Source organism: Aeromonas sp. 61P, assembly GCF_051919545.1.
In the GTDB taxonomy this organism is placed as follows: domain Bacteria; phylum Pseudomonadota; class Gammaproteobacteria; order Enterobacterales; family Aeromonadaceae; genus Aeromonas; species Aeromonas veronii.
This window is the reverse complement of record NZ_JBQBEL010000001.1, coordinates 3310340-3332591: the sequence shown is the minus strand read 5'-3', so window position 1 is coordinate 3332591 and position 22252 is coordinate 3310340. Positions and strand designations below refer to the sequence as shown.

17 protein-coding genes and 1 pseudogene are annotated in these 22252 nt (G+C 58.1%); 8 read left to right on the top strand and 10 right to left on the bottom strand.

The annotated features are described in order from the left end of the window. The first annotated feature begins 26 nt into the window (after positions 1–26). Positions 27–1412 (top strand): tryptophanase, encoded by a 1386-nt coding sequence (locus ACTG2O_RS15740; RefSeq protein ID WP_439976296.1) that lies wholly within the window; start codon positions 27–29, stop codon positions 1410–1412. 132 nt (positions 1413–1544) lie between these two features. Here the strand turns inward: ACTG2O_RS15740 and cdd are convergent, their stop codons facing one another. The 3 genes from cdd to ACTG2O_RS15725 all read right to left on the bottom strand — a co-directional run bounded on the left by cdd (position 1545) and on the right by ACTG2O_RS15725 (position 3666). Next, positions 1545–2429 carry a cytidine deaminase gene (gene cdd / locus ACTG2O_RS15735; protein ID WP_439976295.1) on the bottom strand — a complete coding sequence of 295 codons (885 nt, stop codon included), beginning with the start codon at positions 2427–2429 and terminating at the stop codon, positions 1545–1547. A gap of 197 nt (positions 2430–2626) precedes the next feature. Further along, positions 2627–3313, bottom strand: coding sequence for an LrgB family protein (locus ACTG2O_RS15730; RefSeq protein WP_439976294.1), 687 nt, complete (start codon positions 3311–3313; stop codon positions 2627–2629). Then, positions 3310–3666, bottom strand: a complete 357-nt coding sequence (locus ACTG2O_RS15725) for a CidA/LrgA family protein (protein ID WP_005333279.1) — start codon at positions 3664–3666, stop codon at positions 3310–3312. The genes ACTG2O_RS15730 and ACTG2O_RS15725 overlap by 4 nt, the downstream gene beginning before the upstream one ends. Before the next feature lie 160 nt (positions 3667–3826). On the opposite strand from ACTG2O_RS15725, the gene ACTG2O_RS15720 reads away from it, so the two are divergent. Beyond that, on the top strand, positions 3827–5536 hold the full coding sequence (locus ACTG2O_RS15720; RefSeq protein ID WP_439976293.1) for a glycoside hydrolase family 36 protein: 1710 nt from the start codon (positions 3827–3829) through the stop codon (positions 5534–5536). 65 nt (positions 5537–5601) lie between these two features. On the opposite strand, the gene ACTG2O_RS15715 is transcribed toward ACTG2O_RS15720, so the two are convergent. The 3 genes from ACTG2O_RS15715 to ACTG2O_RS15705 form a co-directional block, all read right to left on the bottom strand. Further along, a complete protein-coding gene (locus tag ACTG2O_RS15715; protein WP_005360277.1) occupies positions 5602–6102 on the bottom strand; it encodes a hypothetical protein in 501 nt (166 codons plus the stop codon). 155 nt (positions 6103–6257) lie between these two features. Next, complete coding sequence (sbcB, locus tag ACTG2O_RS15710; RefSeq protein ID WP_439976292.1) at positions 6258–7685, bottom strand: exodeoxyribonuclease I; 1428 nt, start codon at positions 7683–7685, stop codon at positions 6258–6260. A gap of 182 nt (positions 7686–7867) precedes the next feature. Next, positions 7868–8128, bottom strand: a complete 261-nt coding sequence (locus ACTG2O_RS15705; RefSeq protein WP_234829651.1) for a hypothetical protein — start codon at positions 8126–8128, stop codon at positions 7868–7870. Between the two features lie 816 nt (positions 8129–8944). Here ACTG2O_RS15705 and ACTG2O_RS15700 point away from each other — a divergent pair. The 5 genes and pseudogenes from ACTG2O_RS15700 (at position 8945) to rplY (ending at position 16306) form a co-directional block, all read left to right on the top strand. Next, complete coding sequence (locus tag ACTG2O_RS15700) at positions 8945–10222, top strand: HD-GYP domain-containing protein (protein ID WP_031227597.1); 1278 nt, start codon at positions 8945–8947, stop codon at positions 10220–10222. Positions 10223–10342: 120 nt separating this feature from the next. Further along, the gene (locus tag ACTG2O_RS15695; protein WP_005333273.1) at positions 10343–10765 is read left to right on the top strand and encodes a CBS domain-containing protein; all 423 of its coding nucleotides are present in this window, start codon (positions 10343–10345) and stop codon (positions 10763–10765) included. Positions 10766–11005: 240 nt separating this feature from the next. After that, a pseudogene (gene hrpA, locus ACTG2O_RS15690) lies at positions 11006–14919 on the top strand (ATP-dependent RNA helicase HrpA). A gap of 95 nt (positions 14920–15014) precedes the next feature. Next, a complete protein-coding gene (locus ACTG2O_RS15685; RefSeq protein WP_439976291.1) occupies positions 15015–15902 on the top strand; it encodes a hypothetical protein in 888 nt (295 codons plus the stop codon). Between the two features lie 116 nt (positions 15903–16018). Continuing rightward, a complete protein-coding gene (rplY, locus tag ACTG2O_RS15680) occupies positions 16019–16306 on the top strand; it encodes a 50S ribosomal protein L25 (RefSeq protein WP_005333252.1) in 288 nt (95 codons plus the stop codon). 106 nt (positions 16307–16412) lie between these two features. Here the strand turns inward: rplY and ACTG2O_RS15675 are convergent, their stop codons facing one another. Further along, positions 16413–16805, bottom strand: coding sequence for a MerR family transcriptional regulator (locus tag ACTG2O_RS15675; protein WP_129504111.1), 393 nt, complete (start codon positions 16803–16805; stop codon positions 16413–16415). Between the two features lie 122 nt (positions 16806–16927). Here ACTG2O_RS15675 and ACTG2O_RS15670 point away from each other — a divergent pair, with 122 nt between their 5' ends. Further along, complete coding sequence (locus tag ACTG2O_RS15670; RefSeq protein ID WP_439976290.1) at positions 16928–18103, top strand: thiolase family protein; 1176 nt, start codon at positions 16928–16930, stop codon at positions 18101–18103. On the opposite strand, the gene ACTG2O_RS15665 is transcribed toward ACTG2O_RS15670, so the two are convergent. The 3 genes from ACTG2O_RS15665 to ACTG2O_RS15655 all read right to left on the bottom strand — a co-directional run bounded on the left by ACTG2O_RS15665 (position 18100) and on the right by ACTG2O_RS15655 (position 22246). Beyond that, positions 18100–19323 (bottom strand): EAL and HDOD domain-containing protein, encoded by a 1224-nt coding sequence (locus ACTG2O_RS15665; RefSeq protein WP_005333249.1) that lies wholly within the window; start codon positions 19321–19323, stop codon positions 18100–18102. The two genes, ACTG2O_RS15670 and ACTG2O_RS15665, sit on opposite strands and share 4 nt — an antisense overlap. Positions 19324–19438: 115 nt before the next feature. After that, a complete protein-coding gene (locus ACTG2O_RS15660; protein ID WP_019446748.1) occupies positions 19439–20707 on the bottom strand; it encodes an OmpP1/FadL family transporter in 1269 nt (422 codons plus the stop codon). Positions 20708–20959: 252 nt separating this feature from the next. Next, the gene (locus tag ACTG2O_RS15655) at positions 20960–22246 is read right to left on the bottom strand and encodes an outer membrane protein transport protein (RefSeq protein WP_019446747.1); all 1287 of its coding nucleotides are present in this window, start codon (positions 22244–22246) and stop codon (positions 20960–20962) included. Positions 22247–22252 lie beyond the last annotated feature (6 nt).

The following is a 22252-nucleotide window of genomic DNA, read 5'->3' as shown; positions in this document are numbered from 1 at the left end:
GGCCCAGCGCCGGTGAGGAGTCTTTTATGCGTCGTATACCCGAGCCGTTTCGTATCAAGATGGTCGAGCCCATCAAACAGACCACTGGCGCCGAGCGCCGCGCCGCCCTCGAGGTCGCTGGCTGGAACCCCTTCCTGCTGCTGGCCGAGGATGTCTATATCGATCTGCTGACCGACAGTGGCACAGGCGCCATGTCCGACCGCCAGTGGGCCGGTATCATGATGGGGGATGAGGCCTATGCGGGCAGCCGCAACTTCGTCGAGTTGGAGCGAACGGTGCGCGACATTTTTGGTTACCAGCATGTGATGCCCACTCACCAGGGGCGCGGGGCGGAGCAGATCCTCTTCCCCGAGCTGGTCAAACGCTGCAAAGGCAAGGCGCCGGTCTTTATCTCCAACTACCACTTCGACACCACCAAGGCCCATGTGGAGTTGGCTGGCGCGCGGGCCATCAACCTGCTCACCCCGAAAGCTCTCGACACCACTGCCCCCTACGCCTGGAAAGGGGATTTTGATCTCCCTCGCCTGACCGACACCATCGAGACCCTGGGGGCCGACAACGTGGCCGGCATCATCATCACGGTGACCTGCAACAGCGCCGGTGGTCAGCCGGTCTCCATGGCCAATATGGAGGCGGTCTCCGAGCTGGCCCGTCGTCACCATATTCCGGTGGTGATCGACGCTGCCCGCTTTGCCGAGAATGCCTGGTTTATCAAGGAGCGGGATCCGGCTTATGCAAAGTGCAGCATCAAGGAGATAGTGCGCCAGATGTTTGCCCTGGGGGACATCTTCACCATGTCGGCCAAGAAGGACGGGTTGGTCAATATCGGCGGGCTCTGCTGCTTCAAAGAAGATCTCGACCTGTTTCGCGCCGTGCAGGTGCGCTGCGTGGCGATGGAGGGGTTTGTCACCTATGGCGGCCTTGCGGGGCGGGACATGGCGGCGCTTGCCATCGGTCTGCGGGAGGGGATGGATGAGGAGTATCTCACCTATCGCATCAGTCAGGTGGCCTATCTCGGCGAGCGGTTGGCCGAGGCGGGCATCCCGATCCAGACCCCCACCGGCGGCCATGCGGTGTTTGTGGATGCCAAAAAGCTGCTGCCCCATATTCCGACCGAGCAGTTCCCCGCCCATGCGCTCGCCTGCGAGCTCTATCTGGAAGGGGGCGTGCGCGGGGTGGAGATTGGCTCCCTGTTGCTGGGGCGTGATCCCGCCACCGGCAAGCAGGAGGCGGCAGACTTCGAGCTGTTGCGGCTCACCATTCCGCGCCGGGTCTACACCCGGGATCACATGGACTATGTGGCCGACTGCCTGATCGCGGTGAAAGCGCGGGCCAGCGACATTCGCGGGCTCACCTTCGACTACGAGCCGCCGCTGCTGCGCCACTTCACGGCTCGGCTGAAACCGGTCTGATCAGCAACCGGTTAGACGGGGTGATCAACCGAGCCAAGCCGTGAAGATCACCGGCCACTCCCGGTTAAACGGCCAAGTAAAAAAGCCCCCGCACCAAGGTGCGGGGGCTTTCGTTTATTGAAGCAAACTGGGTCAGACCGCCTGATACTCCAGCTCGACGGAGCCCAGCGCCTTGAGGGTGGACTGGGCGGAGTCACGCTGGCTGATCTGGCCGTTCTTGTTCTCCAGCAGCACGGCGCGGCGGATGGTGGCAAGCTCTTCGCCATTAAGCACTGCATGGGCGCAGGCCATCTGCATCGGCGGCAGGCTGGGGTTGAAGGCGGCGTTCTCGGCGTAGCGGCCAGAGAAGATGCGGCCATCGGCAAACTGCAGCGCCACCGCGGCATAGCCCTGGCTATAGGGGGCGTAGCTTTGACGGGCGGAGGCCAGCGCGGCTTGCCACAGCGGGTCTTCGCTTTGAAGTTCAAGCTCTGCGTGATCCTGCGGGCTCATCAGCGCATCTGTGATGTCGAGATCCGCCGGGCCAAACGAGTGGGGCAGGAAGGATTGCAGGGCGCTCAGGTCATCGGGCAGAGAGACTTTCAGGATCTTGGCGGTGCTCAGCTCGTTCATAAACTGACGGCAGTGGCCGCAAGGGGTGTAGTTGACGGTGATTTCAGAGATCCCGGTCTCGCCACCCAGCCAGGCGTTGGAGATGGCGGACTGCTCGGCGTGGACCGAGTGGAACAGACCTTGTCCTGCAAACTCCATGTTGGCACCGAAGTACCAGGTGCCGCTCAGGCCGCAGGCGATGGCACCGACATAAAACTTGGAGATGGGGGCCACCGAGCAGGCGGCGGCCAGCGGCAACAGGGCGAGACGCAGAGCGAGATCATCAAGACCTGTGGCGGCTTTCAGGGTGGCGACTTGCTCCGGCGTGAAGCGGGCGTTGAAGTCGGCACTATCCAGCATGGGCTGCACGGCTGCTTTGAGCGGGGCAGAGAGGGTATCGAATGGCTTGGCAAAACGGGGATGCATAGTGTGTCCTCAAAGGCCAATTGGGCGGCCATTGTAGGGAGCAAGCTCGGGTAAATGTGTGAGCAGGCTCACGCCCTGACGGGCAAACGGAGGGGGATGGTAATGGAAACGTTTGTCTTGTGCAAATTGTGCGGCAGGTCGCACCCCGAGAGGCCAGCAGGCCCCTCGGAATGGTCAACAGGTGGTCAATGGGGTGATCAGATCAGCCAGTGATAGATGGCAAACAGCAGCGGCGCGACGGCAGCGGTGAGGATCCCGCACACCACCATGGCCAGCGATGCAAAGGCCCCCTGGGTGATCCCCTTCTCGGCGGAAGTAGCTGTGCCGATGGCGTGGGCACAGGCCCCCATGGCGAGCCCTTGCGCTTCCGGATCGGTCACTTTGAACAGTTTGAGCAGCGGGTAGCCGATCAGGGCACCGACAATCCCCACCACCACCACCACGGCGGCCGCGATGGCGGGAATGCCGCCGATGGACTGGCTGACGCTCATGGCGAGCGGGGTGGTGATGGATTTGGTGGCAAGGGAGGCGAGCAGTGCCGGATCTGTGCCCATAAAGTGACCGATCAGCAGGGTTGTGCACACCGAGATCAAGACGGAGGCGAGGGTACAGATTAGGATGGGCTTGAGCTTGGCTTGGATCTGGCGCGCCTGCTGATAGAGCGGCAGCGCCAGCGCCACCACTGCGGGTTCTAGCAGCATGGTAATGGGGCTGCTGCCGCGCTCGTACAGCTCAAGGGGCAGATCAAACCAGAGCAGCAGGCCGATGAGCACCGCGGTCGGCACCAGCACAGGGTTGATGATGGGCCAGGGCAGGCGTCGATAGAGGGCGCGGGTGGCGAAATAGAGCGCCAGGGTCAGGGGAATTGCGAGCCAGAAGATCATTTGTTCATCCTCTGGTAGAGCCGACCGACGGTGGCGAGGATCAGCACGATCCCGAGCACGATGCAGAGCATGATGACGCCGAAGGATTGGCGCAGGGGCTCAAGCCAGGCCACCAGCCCGACCGCGACTGGCACGAACAAAACGCCCATGTGGCGCAGCAGCAAGCCAGCGCCCAGCTCGACCCAGTGCAGCTTGATCAGTTGCAGGGAGAGCAGCACGAAGAGCAGCAGCATGCCGATGATGCTGCCGGGAAAGGCGAACGGCAGGATGGCTGCCACGGATTTGCCTGCCAGCAGGCAGGCGACGATGACCATAAAGTCACGAAAGTACAGCAAGGCGCGTTGCGCGATCACGTGAACCTCATCGACTGGGAAGAAAAATCGCAGTTTACCAGAGAGGCCGGGTCGCGGCATTAAAACAATAACAACTGAAATCAGTTCATTTGAAGCTGATTTGATTGGCATTTTTTGAAAAGTGCCTGATAGAACCCTTTTTGAACTACAAGGAGTAGTGATGACATCCCTCTTGTCCCGAGTTCGCCAGCTGGCGAACGATAATGCGTTGCCACCCCATCTGCTGCAAACCCGTCAGTGGGAAGGGCCCCTGTGTCGGGTGCGACTCGACAACACCGGTTCTGATGCCACCCCGGTCGAGCGCTGGGTGCTGTTTGACGGCAAGCTTGGCCTGCCGGTGGAGAGCTCCATCTATGGCGAAGGATTCCAGATGCTGGCCCAGACCATGGGGTGCTGGCAATCACCGCAACATGTCGGCCGTTGTCCCGATGCCAGCGTCTATCGCATCACTGATGACAATGACTATCACACCATTCACAACCTGCTGCTGGTGGAGCATGGCAAGGGGTGGCTGCTGCTCGCCTTTGCCAGCTGCCACCGTTTTGGCGGGGAGTTTCGTCTCTATCCCGATGGTCGCTTGCAGATCCTGATGAATTGCGAAGGGCGAAAACTTGCGGCTGGTGAGCATTGGCAGAGCGAGGCGCTGATCTGCCTCGAAGGGGCGGAGCGCGAAGATCTGCTGGCCGAACTGGCACGGCTGATCGAGGTCGAACATGGCTCGCTGATCGGCAAGGTGAGTGAGCGCCCGAGCGGCTGGTGCTCCTGGTATCACTACTACGCCGAGGTAAGTGCCGCCGATATTCGCGAAAATCTGCAGGTGCGTGCCGAGCGTTTCCCTGCCCTGCGTTACGTGCAGATCGACGACGGCTATCAGGCTAAAATGGGCGATTGGCTTACTCCATCGGCCAAGTTCGAGCAAGGCGTTGCGGCACTGGCTGCGGAGATCAAACAGGCTGGCTGCGAGCCCGCCCTCTGGGTCGCGCCCTTTATTGCCGAACCCGGTTCACAGGTGTTTCAGGAGCACCCCGACTGGTTTGTGAAGGGGGATGACGGCCTGCCGCTCCCCTCCGAGCGTGTCACCTATGGCGGTTGGCGTTGTACTCCCTGGTATGTGCTGGATGGTACCCACCCCGAGGTGCAGGCGCACCTTGAGCAGGTGTTCCGAACCCTGCGCGAGCAGTGGGGCATCCACTACTTCAAGCTAGATGCCAATTTCTGGGGCGCCATCCACGGTGGTCGTTTCCACGATCCGGCCGCCACCCGGGTTGAAGCCTATCAACGCGGTATGGCGGCCATCCTGCGTGGTGCTGGTGAAGGGGCTTTCCTGCTCGGTTGCAACGCCCCCATCTGGCCAAGTCTTGGGCTGGTGCACGGCATGCGGGTGAGTGATGATGTGGAGCGCAACGGCCACCGCTATCGCCAGATCGCCCGCGAGGCCTTCTGCCGCGCCTGGCAGAACGACAAGCTCTGGGCCCTCGACCCCGACTGTATCTGCCTTCGGGATCTGCCGAGCCAGCAGGCAAGCAATGCGGATTACAGCTTCCATCTGGCAGCGTTGGTGGCGAGCGGCGGCATGATGCTGGCCGGTGATCGACTGCAAGATCTCGATGAGGAGCAGGCGGTGCAACTGCGCAAGCTGCTTGAGCTTTGTGCGTCCCGTGCACCCTCTGCCCGTTTCGAGTCGATGGACTTTGCCTGTGGTGAAGTAAGCCTGCCCGAGGGCGGCACCTTGCTCTGTCTGTTCAACTGGGAGGAGCAACCACAGGAGTTTCTGCTGCCGGAAGGGGGAACTGATTTTTGGCATGGGCAGGCAGTCGGTACGGCTGTGACCCTGCAAGGGGGCGAAGGGCGGGTGATCCGCTACGCCTGATCACAACCTCACCATAAACAATTCAGGCTCCATCACGGAGCCTGAATTGTTTCAATCAGCGGTTATCAGTAACGCCACTCAAAGCCGACGGCGTATTTGGCTGAGCCATAGCCCGGGATGTCACTGCCGGAGGCGATCGCCTTGAGGGTCAGCAACGGGGTGATGGGCACCCCCAGACCAAAACCGATGGCCAGTTGATCATTGGGGTTCCCCATCAGATCGACCCGCATCACCCGATAGAGGGACATGTCCTCGCTCAGGTGCATATAGGCTTGCGATGCGCGGTTATAGACCTGACCAAACACCTCCAGCTGGAAACCTGACTGGGCGCTGATGGCCAGCGGTACCCCGACAAACTTGTAGAGATGGGAGCCGTTGAAGTAGCTGTTGGTGATCAGGGGAGTGAAATCAGTCTGCTGATAAAGGGTATTGAAGTTCTGTTCTACGATGCGATAGGTCTGCTCGGGCAGGCGAGCAAGATAATCCGGCACATCGAACCGGTATGCGGCGTTGGCTGCCAGCGGCAGCAGGGCCAGTAATCCGAGCAGTGCGTGGTGACGAGGCATCAGCAAATGGCTTCCATTCGGCCAAAGAGATCTCTTGCTTGGGAGACATCCGCTCAGGATGTTGCAAGATATTGGTTTTTGGGGAAATCCCCTTCGTCATTATGACCTGAAGAAGGGGACGGGCGGGAAGGATTTATTGTGAAACTACTCACAACTCATAAATCTTCCAGATAGTGATAGAGACTCTTTAGAATCGCAAAGTTCCGTTCGTTACTCTGGTTCTGCTCGGCCAGCGCCTCGAGACGGGGCACATAGTCCGGCAGACGGCGGCTGAAGTAGTCGCTGCAGTGCAGGCGCCAGCGTTTCTGCTCCGCTTCGCTCAAGGTGTGCGGCCAGTTGCGGGCGCGATAGCGGAACAGCATCTCCGGCAGCCGAGCGTCGGTAAAGGCGAACTCCCGTTCACCCAGCAGATCCGCGGGGGTGGCACGCACCAGATCCATGGTGGACTTGTCGCCATGGCCAAAGAATCCTGCGTAGAGCTGGGTATCGGGGTCGCTCTCATTGCTGCCGGCGAACTCCTGATTGAACACCTCCACCAGTTTTTCCCGCACCTCGGGGTGGGCGCGCAGCAGATCCAGGCTCTTGCGGCACTGCTCCCGATTGATGCCGAGCTCGTCGGCCCGTTCCGCCGTCAGGGTGGCGGCCGGCGCCAGCACCGGGCACTTGTTGATGTGCACCAGTTTCACCGGAATGCCCGCCAGATCCCCCAGCTCCTCTTTTTTGGTATAGAGGCGTTCGCGGATCTCCTCACTGGAGAGTTCAATGAGCGGGGTGGGGTCACGGGTCAGATCCACCATGATCACCGCGTTCTGGTTGGTGGGGTGCCAGGCAAGTGGCGAGACCCAGCTTGCACAACCCTGCCAGGGAGAGAACATGCCGGAGACATGCACCAGCGGCTTCATGGTCACCACGTCAATCAGCGCCTTCACCTTGTTCTTGTTGCGAAGGTCAAAGAGGTAACCAAACAGCTTGGGTTGGGCTTTTTTCACCAGCTTGGCCATCTCGATGGTGGCCAGCACGTCGGAGAGCGCATCATGAGCATTGGCGTGGGCGACGCCGTTGGCGACCGTCAGCTTCTCCAGCCGGAAACTCGGCTTGCCCTCATCGTCAAACGCCCACTCGATCCCCTCCGGGCGCAGGGCATAGCAGGCCCGCAGCATGTCGAGAATATCCCAGCGGGAGTTGCCATTCTGCCAGCTGTAGGCATAGGGGTCATAGAAGTTGCGATAGAGGGTGTAACGGGTCACTTCATCATCGAAGCGGATGCTGTTGTAGCCAAGCACACAGGTATTCGGCGTGGCGAACTGCTCGTGGATCTGGTGAATGAAATCTGCCTCGCACAGCCCGTCCTTCATCGCCTTCTGTGGCGTGATACCGGTAATCAGGCACGCCTCCGGATCCGGCAGATAGTCCGCCGGAGGCTTGCAATAGATGACCAGAGGCTCGCCAATGATGTTGAAATCCGCATCGGTACGAATACCGGCAAACTGCGACGGCCTGTCCTTGGCGGGGCTGATGCCGAAGGTCTCGTAGTCGTGAAAGTAGAATGTTGGCTCGTTGCCCGCGTGTGCTGTTTTGCTCATGTTGCTCGAGATGAGGTATCCGATGACGGTAGCGCCTGGCGCTAGGGTGGGCGGTGCCAGGCACCACAATTGTGTGCATGGTAAACCATAGCGCAGGCAGAACGAAGGGCGAGCCGCGCAGGTGGCGGTTTATTGGGCGGTTGCTCCCGATATCTTATGCACTTCTGTCTTGCTCACCGAAACTATAAGGCCAATCTATCTCTCAGGATATGATGATTGTTTAGTGATATCTGTAGTGACCGGTTAAGAGGACCCTCATTGGCGATCCTGTCCAGGTTCGGGGTCTGGTAGCCCATCATCCCCTGGTTGTAGGCACTGATGTTCCAGTAGCCGATGTCATCGCCCATGATGGCAAGAATATTGGGCTTGGCGGCTGCTGTGGCACTACCAGCGGTGGCCATTAAGGCAAGGCTCATGGCTATTTTGTTTATTTGAATGGCCATTATTGGCTCCACGCCTAATCTGATGTGAATTGGTACACAAAATAGGCGATGAAAGCAGCGTGCGTTTAACGCGGTGGAAATATCATCCCGTGCAGGCTTTTGGAGGGGATGGAATACCCGGATGGGCACATTCCCCTTTATCGCTGTCGTTATGACCTGCAAAGAGTGATATGACCTAATAGCTCGAGTTAACCGCAGCTTGGAAATCAGCTTTCAACAGTTTCAATCTATAAATCCCGTTTATCCTTGTCGCCTTATAGCGAATATAACCGCTGGTTATCCGATATTTTTTCTCCAACCTTTTGGTCGCAAGCTATCGGGTGGGCTCGAGCGAGCATGGGAAGGTGTATCCAGAAGGCGGAGGTGTCTACCGCTATCGATGGCGATAAGGCGAATAAATGGGTGATGGAGTTCACAGTTCGGCTAATCAATTTAGGGGATGAGAGCTGTTATTAGCGTTGTGGTGTGCCTTTATTCAAAATTCTTACTGGCCAACCGAGCACTCTTTAATTCTGATTAAGTCATAATTAAGTAAAGCTGGGGTGTTGATTGTTTCGCTTAGATATGAATTTTTAAAACTGCTCACAATGTCATCGCGAGATTTAAAAAGCCTGCTCGCATATTTTTGAACGTATACATATGACTTGAATGGGTGTGGCCAAATAAATCCAGCTGTAATCTTTGCCTTTTCAAGGTGTCAGGGTCATAAATGCCTATAAAAACAAGGTAAAAGGCTCGGCTATTGACTAAGTTGATAGAAGGCGAAGCATAAAACAGCGCCAGTTTGATACAACAACATCGCATGGGACCCGGATCATGGACAGAGCGCAGGGCGCAGCCCCCTTTTCATTGCAAGTGGATCTAAGGCAGGTGGTGTATGCCCTGTCAGCCTCGCTGGATCTGGTGGGCATTGGCGATGTGGCCCACGGTAAACGGGTCGGGATTATGGCTGCCGAGTGCAGCCGGGAGCTGGGGATGAGTGAGGCCGAACGCTGTCTGCTGTTCGAGCTGGGGGTGCTGCATGATATCGGTGTCTCCTCGACCATCACCCATCACCATCTGGTCAGCGAGTTCGATTGGGAGTCCTCCCAGCGCCACTGCGAGGTAGGGTATCAACTGCTCAAGGATTTCCGTTTGCTGGCCCCGCTGGCCCTGCCTATCCGTTATCACCATACCCACTGGCACCTGTTGCGCGAGATGGCCGATGTGGACCCCAATGTAGCCCGTCAGGCCAACCTTATCTTTCTGGTGGATCGCTGCGATGCGTTGGCGGCGCCCTACTATGGTGATGGTTCATTGTTGATGCATACCAACGAGATCCGCGCACGCCTGCAGGATTTCCGTGACGAGTTCTTTGCCCCTGAGCTGGTGGATGCCTTCCTCAAGGCGTCTCGCTCTGAGGCATTCTGGCTGCAGCTGGAAGCACGCTCTATCAATGATTACATGCTGGAGATGCTGCAGGTGCGGGAGCCTTGTCTGACCTTCAACGGGGAGCTAAAAGCGCTGGCGCAGATCTTCTCTGGCATTGTCGACGCCAAAAGCCCATTCACGATGACGCATTCACTCGGTGTGAGCAGGTTGTCTCGTGCGTTGGCAGAATTGATGGGAGTCAGTGCCATCCATTGTGACATGCTGGAGATCGCCGGTTTGCTGCATGATCTTGGCAAGCTCAGGGTGCCGGACGAGATCCTCGACAAGCCTGCCAGCCTGACGAAAGAGGAGCGGGCCATCATCAATACCCACAGCTTCGAGACTTACCAGATCCTGCGTCATATCGAAGGGTTTGAGGAGATTGCCTGTTGGGCGGCCTATCACCATGAGGAGCCTGACGGGGAGGGCTATCCGTTCCACCTGCCGGCATCCGCCATGGCGCTCGAAGCGCGGATCCTGCGGGTCGCTGATATTTTTCAGGCAATGGTACAGGACAGACCTTATCGGCGCGGCCTGCCTGCCCGTGACGCATTGACCTTTATGCAGCAACTGGCGGATCAGGGGCGGGTTGATCCAGCTGTGGTGGCGGTGCTGGCCGATCACCTGCCGCAGATGATGATGGCAGCCATTCCGGATCGCGAGCCGGATCATGCCATCAATTGAGGGAGAGGCTGGCCGCTGACTCATACTGCCGCGAGCCAGCTATGCTTGGAACAAGCCGAGCATGGTGCCGGTACCGGCGCACAAGACGCCAGCTTGATGGACTACCGTAGGGGAGCAGATATGGAATCGCTAAAAGCCAAGGATTATATGCAGAGCAGACCCATCACCTTCACTGCCGACATGATGGTGCAAGCTGCGGTTGAGAAATTTCTGAACAGTCATCAGCTCGGTGGCCCGGTGGTGGATGGGCAGGGTCATCTGATTGGCTGGATCTCCGAGCAGGATTGCATCGCAGTGCTGCTTAAAGAGGCCTATCACTGCGAACAGGTGGCGCAGGTCAAGGATGTGATGCGCAAGGAGGTGTTGTCGGTGGGGCCAGATACCAGCATTTTGAGCCTGGCGGAGATGATGATGGGGCAAAAGCCGAAAATCTATCCGGTAGTGGAGGAGGGGCGTCTGCTCGGGGTCATCAATCGCCACAACGTCATGCAGGCCATTCACGCCCAGCTCACTACCTGTTTTGTCCATCACACCCACGGTTAACCCTGTTTTCCTCTCTCCCAAGGCAAGCTTCGGCTTGCCTTGGCTATTTCATATGCTGCCATTTATCTATGTTATGCCATCTTACAATGGTTGTTTTGTCATGTTTGAGGAGCGGCCAATCTCTCTGTCTTCCCATATATAACGCTACGTTAAGGCTTGCACCGCCCCCGCTCGCTCTTTAGGATCGCTCCCAGCTTATCGATATGGCCCCTCTGGGCACCTATTTAAGGAATTTGTACCTTGTCTCTCTCTATCGAGGCGCTGCGCCGCCGTCTCTCTGCCTGCATGAATCTCGACGCCCGCCGCCTTTCCAGCCGTCTGCACGGGGTCAAGAAGCTGCCTGAAGGCAAACAGGCCGCCGTGCTTGAGACCATCGCCGCTGATTTGGCCGCCGCCGAAGTGCGCTATCAAACCCGTCTGGCCGGAGTGCCCAAGGTCACTTATCCGGACAACCTGCCGGTCAGCCAGAAGCAGGCTGAAATCGCCAAGGCCATTCAAGAGCATCAAGTGGTGATCATTGCAGGGAAACCGGCTCGGGCAAAACCACCCAGATCCCCAAGATCTGTCTGGCGCTCGGGCGCGGAGTGAAGGGCTTTATCGGCCACACCCAGCCACGCCGTTTGGCGGCCCGCACCGTCGCGGCCCGTATTGCCGAGGAGATGGAGTCCGAGCTTGGCCACTACGTGGGTTACAAGGTGCGCTTTACCGATCAGGTGAGCGAGCAGACCCACATCAAGCTGATGACCGACGGTATCCTGCTGGCGGAGATCCAGAATGACCGGATGCTGACCCAGTACGACACCATCATCATCGATGAGGCCCACGAGCGCAGCCTCAATATCGACTTCATCCTGGGCTATCTAAAGCAACTGCTGCCCAAGCGCCCTGATCTCAAGGTGATCATCACCTCGGCCACCATCGACCCCCAGCGCTTCTCCCGCCATTTCAACAAGGCGCCGGTGATCGAGGTCTCCGGCCGTACCTATCCGGTGGAGGTGCGCTACCGCCCACTGTTTGTTGATAAAAAAAGCAGTGACAAGAGCGAGGGGCTGGAGGAGCGCGACGAACTGCAGGGGATCTTCGACGCGGTGGAAGAGCTGTCCCGCGAGGGGCTCGGGGACATCCTTATCTTCATGAACGGCGAGCGGGAGATCCGCGATACTGCCGATGCCCTGCGCAAACTCAACCTGCGCGATACCGAGGTGCTGCCGCTTTACGCCCGCCTCTCCAACGCCGAGCAGAACAAGGTGTTCCAGCAACATGCCGGACGGCGCATCGTGCTCGCCACCAACGTGGCGGAGACATCGCTGACGGTGCCAGGCATTCGTTACGTCATTGACCCGGGCACCGCCCGCATCAGTCGTTACTCCTGGCGTACCAAGGTGCAGCGCCTGCCCATCGAGCCGGTCTCCCAGGCCAGTGCCAACCAGCGTAAAGGACGCTGCGGCCGGGTGGCAGATGGTATCTGTATCCGTCTCTACTCGGAGGAGGATTTTAACAGCCGTTCCGCCTTTACCGACCCCGAGATCCTGCGTACCAACCTGGCATCGGTCATCCTGCAGATGCTGGCGCTCGGCCTTGGCAATATGGAGGCGTTCCCCTTCGTCGAGCCGCCGGAGTCCCGCCATATCAAGGATGGTCTGACTCTCTTGAAAGAGCTGGAGGCGGTGCGCGAGCTGCCCGCCACCGGCGATCGCGAAGCCAAGTTGCAGCTGACCGAGACTGGTCGCCAGCTCTCGCGCATCCCCCTTGATCCGCGTCTGGCGAAGATGGTGATCAGCGCGGCGCAAACTGGCTGCCTGAGCGAGGTGATGGTGATTACCGCGGCCCTCAGCATTCAGGATCCCCGCGAGCGGCCTATGGAGAAGAAGCAGGCCGCCGACGAGCAGCACAGGCGCTTTGAGGACAAGGATTCCGACTTTCTCGCCTTCGTCAATCTGTGGAATTACCTGAAAGAGCAGCAGGATGCCCTTGGCAGCAATCCGTTCCGCCGCATGTGCCAGAAGGAGTTTCTCTCCTATCTGCGGGTGCGCGAGTGGCAGGACATTCACTTCCAGCTGCGTCAGACGGTCAAGGAGCTGGGTTTTAAAGCCAACCATGAACCGGCAGATTTCAAGACGGTGCACTGCGCGCTGTTGACCGGCCTCTTGAGCCATATCGGCAACAAGGATCTGGAAAAACCCGAGTTCCTTGGCGCCCGCAACGGCCGTTTCCACCTGTTCCCGGCTTCGGGTCTGTTCAAGAAGCCGCCCAAGTGGGTGATGGCCGCAGAATTGGTGGAGACCTCGCGCCTCTATGCCCGCATCAACGCCAAGATTGAACCCGAGTGGGTGGAGCCGCTGGCGGGGCACCTTATCAAGCTGCACCACAGCGACCCCCACTGGTCGAAGAAAAATGGCGCAGTGATGGCCAAGGAGAAGGTGACGCTTTATGGCCTGACCCTAGTCAACGAGCGCATCATCAACTTCAGCCGCATCGATCCGGCGCTGTGCCGCGAGCTGTTTATCCGCCGCGCGCTGGTGGAGGGGGATTTCGAGACCCGTCACCGTTTCTTCAGCGATAACCGCAAGCTCCTGGCCGAGGTGGAGGCGCTGGAGCACAAATCCCGTCGGCGCGACATCCTGGTGGATGACGAGGATCTGTTCCGCTTCTACGATGCCCGTTTGCCGGAGGAGGTGATCTCCGCCCGCCACTTCGACAAGTGGTGGAAAGAGGCGCAAAAGCAGGATCCCGAGCTGCTCAACTTCGAAAAAGAGATGCTGATGAAGGGAGATGCCGCCCACATCAGCGATCTCGACTACCCCAACGTCTGGCAGCAGGGGCGCCTCAAGCTCAAGCTGACCTATCAGTTCGAGCCGGGGGAGGCCGCCGATGGCGTGACCCTGCATATCCCGCTGCCGCTCCTGAATCAGGTGGAGGTGAAGGGGTTTGAGTGGCTGATCCCCGGGCTGCGCCATGAGCTGTTGGTGGCCCTTATCAAGTCGATGCCCAAGCCGATGCGCAAGAATTTCGTGCCGGCGCCGAACTACGCCGATGCGCTGCTCGCCAGCATCAACCCCGAGCAGGGGCCGCTGCTGGACGAGATGGAGCGCCAGCTGCGGCGTATGACCGGTGTGACCGTGCCCCGCGAATCCTGGGACTGGTCTGCGGTGCCCGATCACCTGAAACTCACCTTCCGGGTGGTGGACGACAAACACAAGAAGGTGGCGGAAGGGAAAGATCTGGAAGCCTTGAAAGAGTCGCTGCGCGGCAAGGTGCAGGAGACGTTGTCACAAGTGGCGGACGACGACATCGAGCAGTCCGGCCTCACCCTCTGGAGCTTTGGCGAGCTGCCGAAGGAGTACAGCCAAAAGCGCAGCGGTTTCGAGGTGAAGGCCTATCCGGCGTTAGTGGATCAGAAAGATTCGGTCGCCATCCAGCTGGTGGAGAGCCCGGTGGTGCAACAGCAGCTGATGTGGGCCGGTCAGCGCCGGCTGGTGCTGCTCAACGTGCCATCTCCTATCAAGTATCTGCAGGAGAAGCTGCCCAACAAGGCCAAGCTGGGGCTCTATTTCAACCCCTTTGGCAAGGTGGCCGAGCTTATCGACGACTGCATCGCCTGTGGCTGCGACAAGCTGATCGATCAGCATGGCGGGCTGGCTTGGGACGAGGCCGATTTCGAGGCGCTCAAGGAGTTTGTCCGCGCCGAGCTCAACGATGCGGTAGTTGAGGTGGCCAAGCAGGTGGAAGCCGTGCTGACGCTGTCCCACGAGATCAAGAAACGGCTCAAGGGCAAGATGCAGCTCGACACCGCTTTTGCCATGTCGGATATCCAGCAGCAGTTGGGCAACCTTATTCACAAGGGCTTTGTCACCGAGACCGGCTGGCAGCGGCTGCCGGACCTCTTGCGTTACCTGCGGGCCATCGAGCGTCGCCTGGAGAAGCTGGCCATCGATCCCAACCGGGATCGGGTCTACATGCTCAAGGTGCACAGCGTGGAGTCGGAGTACAAGGCGCTGCTGGCCAAGATCCCCAAATCCCAGCTTATTCCCACCGAGGTGGCCAATATCCGCTGGATGATCGAGGAGCTGCGGGTGTCGTTCTTTGCCCAGAATCTGGGGACCCCTTATCCGGTCTCCGATAAACGGGTGCTTAACGTCATCGCTCAGTGCTAAGCTGCTATCTAACTGTTTTAACAGCATGATAGCGGGTGCTGAGAAGGGGTTGCCGGTCAGGTAGCCCCTTCAAACCGCAAGTCAGGGAGGCAAGGATGCTGGGGATCTGGTTGAGTGTGGCGCAGGTGGTGATCAGCGGTTATCAACCCATCGCGGAACAAACCTGGGTGCAGTTGAACCCGGAATATTACCCGCTGGCGCGCACGCCGCCTGCGATGTTTGTGGCCTGGCGTGGCAATCAGTTTCCGCCGCTGGCCCAAAAGCAGAAGCACGGTCGCTGGCAGATCCTCTTTCCCGCCCGGCTGGTCCCCCCTTTCGATCTGTTCGAGGGGGAGGCGCAGCTCTCCAAAACCTATCTGGCAAGGCTGCGGCGCATCGACGAGATGGCTTACGGGGTTGTCCCCGGGCAGGCTGTTGCGGCTGGTGCAATCGTGCAGCAGGGGAGTGGGTCCCCTGCTTATCACGCGCAACCTGTCGCGCCCTTTATCGCCGAGTTCCGTACACCCCAAGACGCGTTCGGTGGTGTTGATATGCCCAGCGACCCCGACGCGAGCGAACCTCTGCTCGCTCAGCTGGGGGTGACCTTTCGCACAGCGGGGATGAGTGGTGCCCAAGGATATGAGGGAGTAGCGAGCACCGATATGGCGCTCGCCAGCCACACGGCTAGCTTATCCGCAGGCAGTGACGCCATGCTTACCCTCTCGGCTCCTGCGGCCGGCGGTCCACAAACCGTGTGTCATCAGGTCGCCGCAGGGGAGACCCTGTGGCGTATAGCGAATCAGTTATCCAGTGCCCGGGGAGCCGATACCTACAGCTATTTGCTGGCGCTGGTGGCAGAGAACCAGCAGCGGCTTGGCAAGAGCATTCGAGTCAGAACGGGGGAGGGTCTCTACTGTCCGCGCGCCGAGACCCTGGCGCGGTTTGATGCCCTGAGCCCGGCTCAGCGTCAGCAGCAATTCGCCCGGTTGGAGCAGGGGCGCTAAATGCAGAATCGGTACCTTGTATCCGAATTTGGCCCGTGGTAGTATTCGCGCTCGTTTTGCGAGGTGCTGACCGGTCGCAGTTAGCACCATAAATTCATCCAAAAGAGATACATACTATGTCTTTCGTATTCCAAGCTGAAGTCCGTTCTGACCTGGGGAAAGGTGCGAGCCGCCGCCTGCGTCAAGCTGACCAAGTTCCTGCCATCGTTTACGGTGCAGGCAAAGAAGCCCTGTCCATCACTGTTGACCACAAGAAAATGATCCTGGCTCAAGAGAAGCCGGAATTCTATGAGTCTGTACTGACTCTGGTTATCAACGGTGAAGAAGTTAACGTAAAAGTGAAAGCTATCCAGCGTCACCCGGTACGTTACAAGCTGATCCACCTGGACTTCGTTCGCGTTTAATAGCGAACCGTCAGGTCGAAGAAAAGCCACTCTCAGGAGTGGCTTTTTGCTATCTGGCATCTTGTGATCGGGCTGAAAGAGCTACCTTGTCAGCCCAGCAAGCTGGTTATCCCAGCTGGCTAAGGGCCTGTTGGCAGCGCTGCTCGGCGGCATCCAGCTCCAGCAGCACCATCCTGATATCTTCCATCTGCTGTTGAAGTGTCTGCCGTTTTTCCTCAACCAGTCCCAGCATGGTTTGTAACTGGGTGCGGCTGCTCTTGTCGGCATCATAGAGATCAAACAGCTCGCGGATCTCGGCGAGGCTGAACCCGAGCCGCTTGCCGCGCAGGGTGAGCTTGAGGCGAACCCGATCCTGCTTGCTGTAAATGCGGGTTTGTCCCTCTCGGGCGGGATTGAGCAACCCCTGATCCTCGTAGAAACGGATACTGCGCGTCGTAATATCAAATTCCCGGGCCAGCTCACTGATGCTGAAGCGCCGTCCTTCATCCTTGTTGTTCATACAGACTTCTTGGCGAACTAAATCCTGTCTGCACCTTACCTAAACGTAAACTGCACTGCAACTCTTGTTCCATCGCGTCAGAACCCCTATGTTATGGCCATGTAACAAACAGAGGCAGGCAAATGGATATTGCAATTGTGGCGGCAAAACGGACTCCGATGGGGGCGTTTCAGGGGGTATTGGCAGAGGTAACTGCGCCTGAGTTGGGTGCCTGTGCCATTGAGGCGGCACTACTGCAAAGTGGGCTGAGTCCGGAGCAGGTCGATGAAGTGTTTATGGGCAATGTGCTGGCGGCGGGCGTGGGGCAAGCGCCAGCCCGGCAAGCGTTGTTGAAAGCAGGGTTGCCAGATAGTGTGCCTGCTACCACGGTCAACAAGGTGTGCGGATCCGGCATGAAAGCAGTGATGCTGGCGGCGGATACCATCCGCCTTGGGGACAACAGGGTAGTGGTCGCGGGGGGGATGGAGAGTATGAGCCGTGCCCCCTATCTGCTGGATAATGCCCGCAGCGGCTTTCGGATGGGGCATCAAAAGGTACTGGACCACCTATTCCTCGACGGTTTGCAAGATGCCTATGATGGCCAGCTGATGGGGGGGCATGCCCAGCGCAGCGCCGATCTGGCTGGTTTGACCCGCACTGCCATGGATGAGTTTGCTCTTGCGTCGTTGCAGCGTGCCCGCGATGCGCAGCAAGCCGGCGCGTTTGCATCCGAGCTGGCAAGTGTCTATCGCGGTGATCGCTTGTTGCTGGCCGAAGACGAGCAGCCTGGCAAGGGCAGACCGGAGAAGATCCCGACCCTGAAGCCTGCATTTGGCAAGGAGGGCACCATTACGGCGGCCAATTCGAGCTCCATCTCGGACGGTGCGGCGGCGCTGATATTGATGGATGGCGCCACGGCGCAAGCCTGGCAGGTACCAGTGCTGGCACGGATCGTCGGTTATCAGAGCCACGCGGCATTGCCCGCCGAATTTACCTCTGCGCCCATTGGCGCCATTTCACGCTTGCTGGCGCGTCTTGCATGGTCGGTGGAAGAGGTGGATCTATTCGAGATCAACGAGGCCTTCGCCATGGTCACCATGCTGACCATGAGCGGGGTCGGCATCCCTCATCACAAGGTTAATGTGCATGGTGGGGCCTGTGCGCTTGGTCATCCGCTGGGGGCGAGTGGCGCACGCATTCTGGTGACGCTGATCGCCGCGCTGCGGCAACGGGGTTTGCAGCGAGGCGTGGCCGCGCTCTGTATCGGGGGGGGGGAGGCGACCGCTATCGCGGTCGAAGTGAATGACGAAACGAATTAATTGGTGGCTTCCATCGCCAGCAGTTGTTCCGTGACCCAGGTGGTGGCGGCCAGATAGAGGTGACTCACCTTATCCTCGCTCAGCCCCAGGCGGGCTGTTCTGGCCGTGACCCGTGACCAGTTGGCGCTCTCGTAATCTTCACAAAACGCGAGGTAGAAACCGAGATTGCCTTTGCGCTCCAGCAGCGCCAGCCGAATATCGTCGATAAGAGGGATAGTGCCGAGCAGTTTGTCCATCGGCTGCTCCATCAGTACATCCAGCAGGGAGAAGAGACCGGTGATAAAGGCTTGTTGTGCCTGCTGGCTCGGGGCGTGGGCATGGGCCAGCAGTTCACAGAATCGGGCTCGGATCATCGACATCTGGTAGAGCTCGGCGCTCTTGCCCTTGCCCGCACTGGTCGCGGCTACCAGCGAAACAAAGCGCTTTAGCTGGGTGTTGCCCAGATAGATGGCAGCCTGGCGAAATGACGAAATAGGGTTGGTGTGACCTTTGAGATGGTTGACATAGCGCAGCAGCTTGAGGGAGAGGGAGATATCCTGACCGAGTAGCTGCTCAATCTTGTTGATATCAGGCTCTGCCTCGTTGACCACGTTGAGCAACTGCATCACCACGACTTGTGCTGGCTCCATGGTGGCTTGCTTGACCATCTCGGGTCTGCTGAAGAAAAAGCCCTGGAACAGCTGGATCCCCAGCTGTTTGACCCGCTCGAACTCCGCCTTGTCCTCTACTTTTTCCGCCAGATAGGTGAGCCCCAGCGTCTGATGCCGCTGGATAAACACTTTGATCTGCATCAGGGGGGTGGCACGAAGATCAAACTTGATGATGTGGATAAAGGGGAGGAAGCGCTCCCAATCCGGTGACATGGTGAAGTCATCGAGTGCCAGTTGATATCCCAGCTTGTGCAACTGTTTCACCTTTTCCAGCAGGGCATCATCCGGTGGGGAATCTTCCAGGATCTCAATCACCACTTTTTCGGGCGGCAGGCACTCTGCCAATCCCTCCAGTAGCAGTGAGTGGGGAAAATTGATAAAGCAGGGACGGCCCCCCAACAGTTGATCGATATTCTGTTGCAGGAATTGTTCGACCACCAGGCGTGACGTCGCCTGTTGGGAGGAGATGCTCGGGAAGACATTATTCAGACTATCGCGAAAGAGCAGCTCATAGGCATGAGTTTTGAGGTCTCTGTCGAGGATCGGCTGTCTTGCTACGTAGGAATACATGCCTTGCTCCAGTAAAGGTACTGGGTTGATTTTATGGTGTTGCAGAACACTATGCCAGTGTTCACCTTATTGAGTAAGGCAATAATTGGCATAGCGTTTTTTGCAGGGAAGGAATTTAGAAGAGATAGCTCAATTGTGCACCAGCCAGCCAGGCATCCCCTTCGGAAGTGCCCTGGAAGGTGGAGGTCGTCATCGGATTACCCGGTTGCAGCTCCATTTTTTCAGTGACATCCACCTTTTTGCCATCGATCAGGGTCAGCCCCAGATCCACGGTCAGGTTGGGCGTGAACTGATACCCCATTCCCAGGCTGTACCAGAGGCGATCGGCATCCGGGATGGAAATGGTACGACGATCGGCTGGCACAGGGCTGGCGTCATAGGCCACACCGGAGCGCAGTTGCCATTTGGGAGTGACCTGATAGGTCATACCGATGGCGTAGCGCCAGCTATCTTCCCAGTGCTCGTCCTTGATGTGCATGTTCTGCAAATTGTTGAGATCAGCTTCCAACTGAACGAATTTGCTCCAGTTGGTCCAGTTCAGGCTGCCGTGGAGAGCCAGCTTGTCAGTCAGCTGATGGAACGCCGCCAACTCTGCCGTCGCTGGCAACGGCAGATCCAGACTACCGGTATCTCTGATCTCGGTAACGGAGCCATCTGCATTGGGTCGGCCCAGGATAGCATCTCCCGAGAGGGTCAAAGTGACATCGTGACGGTAGGAGAGGCCAATTCGGGTTTGTTCGGACAACTCCAGCAAGGTGCCGACATTCCAGCCCCATGCCCAGCCATCCCCTTGCAAATGTTTTGCGATCAGGTTGCGAGAAGGGAAGGTGCCACCGACTTCGCCTTCGCCCTGAATAGCAGAGATCCCGGCACCAATTGACCACATCTCATTGATGCGATAGGCGAGTGAGGTACCCAGATCCATGGTCTTGATATCGGAGACATTGCCAAAGTGTCCCGCGCTGTAGTTATCCGGCATCTTGACGCCAAGGCCGTAGTAAGAGGTTGCCGAGAAGCCTAGTCGCCACTGCTCATTGAGTGGAATGATGAGATAGGCGTTGGGTACCCAGGCTGCGGCGGCGATATCGTGTGCACTGGCATCGGAGGTGACGACACCGGCTTTGGTCGGCAAGCGGGTGTTGCCTTCAATATTGACGTCAGGACTGACATAGATGACTCCGCCAGAGAGCGCCATCTGATCGAAGCGGGTCATGGCTGCTGCATTGCGGGAGAGTACACTGGCGTTATCCGCGATGGCTGCCTCACCGGCAAAGGCGCGTCCCAGTCCTGTAGCGGACTGTTCAGCCAATTGGAACCCGGCGGCATGGGTCTGACCCGCGATCACCAGCAGGGCGATGGCGGACGGTTTGATGATGGGATGCATGGCAAAATCCTTGCTGTTACCCGAAGGTTCAATCGGTCATATGAATGAAGGCAGGATTTTATATGGTATGACCAGCAAGGCAACGGTAATGGCCAGTATCTGGATAAAACAAGATTAAATGCTGGGATGATGCACTCTAATAGCTTGATTGGAAAAGAAAAATAAACACGTGTGTGCTACATGTGTGCGCTGAAATCTAAGTTATGGATAAAAAAAGAGCGCCTGGCGGCGCTCTTTCCATTCTATCAATAATCAGAACTTCATGTTGAACTGGGCAGAAGCCAGGAAGGCGTTGCCGTGGGAAGTTCCTTTCCAACGCAGGCTGTCGGAGTGGCTACGCAGACCTTCGTTGACGTCAACTTCTTTACCGTCCAGATAAGCCATACCAAAGTCAACGCTCATATCGGTGTTGATATGGTAGGTGGCACCGGCGCTGTACCAGATACGGTCTGAGTCGGGAATGCTCAGGCTACGGTATTCGGCTTCGATCGGGGTGTTGTCATAGGCAAAGCCCATGCGAGCTTCCCATGCCGGGTTGATATACCAGGTACCGCCGATGGAGTAGCGAGTAGAATCTTTGAACTTCTCATCTTTTTGCAGACATACGCCGCCAGCACATTGGCTGCTGGTTGCTTTCAGCTCCTGGAAGGCGCTCCAGTCAGTCCAGTTTACAGAGTAATGAACAGCAAACTGCGGGCTCAGGCGATGGTAACCAGCGAACTCGGCTTGTGCAGGCAGATCCAGCTTCAGGTTGCCATCCACGGTGCGATTCAGTGAGCTTGCACCTTGGAAATCACCGTCAAAGCTCATATCGACTTGTGAACGGTAGGTCAGTGCAAAGCGATGGTTTTCATTGACTTCATACAGGGTACCAACGTTCCAGCCAAAGCCCCAGGTGTCGCCTTTCAAGTGAGCCAGACGAGTATCTGTCGGCAGCGGGCCACCTTGGCTAGGTGGGTTCAGCGGGCCCAGCAGACCGGCATAGCGGTTGAGTTCGGCGGCACCGTAAACGGCGTTGATACCAGCACCGACACTGAAGTGTTCGTTGACACGATAGGCAATGTTCGGGTTGATATTGAAGGTCATCAACTCGGTATCACCAGCACCGGCACCAGCCGGGAAGGTTTTGGAGTATTCGGTGGAGAGACCGTAGTTGGAGAAGATGCCAATACCCCAAGCCCACTGGTCATTCAGCGGCTGAATAAAGTAGGAGGCGGGAACGAAGGCTGCCGGAGCAATGCCACTTTCGCTGGCTGGAGCCATTTTGTTCGCGCCAGCGTAAACAGCACCATCCACATCGACATCCGGTTTGATGTAGGTGCCGGAGACAGAAACTGCCATCTTGTCGAAGGTGGTCATGGCGGCCGGGTTACGGGCCAGAACAGAGGCGTTGTCGGCGATAGCCGCTTCACCGGCATAGGCGCGACCCAGACCGGAGGCCGAGTGCTCGTTCAACTGGAATGCCGCGGCATGGACTTGACCGGTGGCCAGCGCGATGGTGGCGGCAATCAGGCTCTTCTTGAAAATAGTTGTCGTCATGGTGTT